The organism is Microcystis sp. LE19-41.2A, assembly GCF_027530405.1.
In the GTDB taxonomy this organism is placed as follows: Bacteria; Cyanobacteriota; Cyanobacteriia; order Cyanobacteriales; family Microcystaceae; genus Microcystis; species Microcystis aeruginosa.
Map to the genome: position 1 here is coordinate 1 of NZ_JAPZQJ010000316.1, position 1,981 is coordinate 1,981.

The following is a 1,981-nucleotide window of genomic DNA, read 5'->3' on the forward strand; positions in this document are numbered from 1 at the left end:
ACCAAGCGATGTACCACAAGAAGGATAATGCAAGGTTTTTGAAAGTCCCAATCCTATTTTCGCAGCATGAACATCGGACTTTAACAGGTCAAAAGCCTTATTTTAAAAGGGTTTTACCATTATTCAGCAAGCCCTAAGTAGATTGAAGGCCTAACGACATCTAGGGGTGCTACCCAGTGCCTTCGGTATCGCACTTTAACCCACAGTTTCAATCAATGTGCATGGTGCGTTCCCCAAAAATCTATTAGTGGAGCAGTAGGAGCCACCTTAGGGAACGCACCCTACAAAATTGCGTACTGCTACGCAGTGCCTTCGGCATCGCACTACAGCTTATTGGTTCAGCATAACGGATAAGTTCAGCGGCGCGCTTTAGCGCGTCCGCTGGAACGAATTGTTAGAACCCCGTTTGGCGATGTAATGTCAGCATCTTTAGGCTGAATGTTTTCTTCCGCAGCCTCTTCAAACAGTGTGAAGTCGGCAATGCTGAATAATGGCAATGAAACTTTTTTGGATTTCTCATTGACAAAATCACCCATACGATCCGAGCCATTAGCCATCCTATGCAATATTGTTGTAATAGCCTCCTGGCTACGATCAACACCAATCCATTTTCGCCCAAGCTCTGATGCCACCACTAATGTGGTTCCAGACCCTGCATAGCAATCTAGGACAAGATCACCGGGATTTGATGATGCTTCAATAATTCTAGAAAGAAGTGCAGGATTCTTTTCCGTTGGATAGCCGGTTATATGAATGTTTTGATTATGCGCGTCACGAAAGTCCATCCAAATGTCTTGCACTGGAATTCCAGCGCTATTTTCAAGATAGATTTTTCGGCGCGGATTTCCCGTTGGCGACCAATAAATCTCTCCACGGGCATCCATCTCATCTAGGGTTGACGGTTTATATTGCCAATGCTTTCCGGGTGGCGGCAGCTTGCCTTTCCACTCCCCACCTGTTTCCCCGTTACGGACACCGGGAGCATGGACGGGTACTTTTTTGTATCTGCGCCCATCGGGATCAAGGCATGGATACTCCTTTACTGATTTAACTTCATCCCATGGTTCAATTGGTCGGTTCCATACATAGTTATCGCTCTTTGTGTAGAAAAGAATGTAGTCGGCTACATTTCCGTATGTCTTTCTCGTGTAGTTCTTAGGATTGCACTTCTTGCGCGTTATGCAATTTCGGAAATTTTTCTCTCCGAAAATTTCATCTAAGACGACGCGAAAATGAAAAATCATTCTTTCATCAAGGTGAAGGTATAGCGAACCATCATCGGCCAACAAACGGTGAATTAAAATTAGGCGTTCGCGTAACGTTTCAACAAAATCAGGTCCAACAAGATGATCGTCATAAGCATGGTTTTGTTTTCTTGACTCAAAGGATGATGCAGTTGCAAATGGAGGATCGATGTAAACAAGTTTCACTTTTCCGCTTACGGCTTCATCCTTCGCTAAAGCCGCAAGTACAGCCAAGTTGTCCGCGTGGTAAAGCCTATTATCGCCGCCTGAATATGCCGAATTTGGCGAGTAGTGTCCTGCGGGAAGCGCAAGAATATCTTCTTGTGCCTTTTTTCCGGGGTACTCTAGGCGAAAACCATTAGTGTCCAGAGGCGACACCCTTTCCCCTTTTGTACGATTTCCCATGCCTGGAATTGGAACCGCCATACTTAAGACCTCAACCATTCAGATGTGATGCGATCTGGAACCATGCGCAGCGTGACAACCTTTACGCGGTCTGGCCATTGATCTTCGATGTAAGCGTAATCATTCCACATAGAACCAAGTAAGAGGCCTGGGCCGTCATTCACATAAATTACTTTGATATGTGGCAATCCATGATGTCACCTGCCATTAACTCCTGCCATTCAGAATCTTGTTGATAGTGAGAGAGCATTATATCGGCTTGACTTTTGAGAATATTCCTCCGTTCAGTCATTGGTAACTTCAGAAAAGCAAGACGCTGTTTTAAGGATGGA

General features: G+C 45.1%; 1 protein-coding gene. It reads right to left on the minus strand.

The annotated features are described in order from the left end of the window. Positions 1-356: 356 nt before the first annotated feature. The gene (locus tag O9290_RS13235; protein ID WP_288058276.1) at positions 357-1,688 is read right to left on the minus strand and encodes a site-specific DNA-methyltransferase; all 1,332 of its coding nucleotides are present in this window, start codon (positions 1,686-1,688) and stop codon (positions 357-359) included. Positions 1,689-1,981: the final 293 nt, after the last annotated feature.

What these genes read in the sequence shown, in the direction of transcription:
- O9290_RS13235 (WP_288058276.1), bottom strand. Translation starts at nt 1,688, where the DNA reads ATGGTTGAGGTCTTAAGTATGGCGGTTCCAATTCCAGGCATGGGAAAT.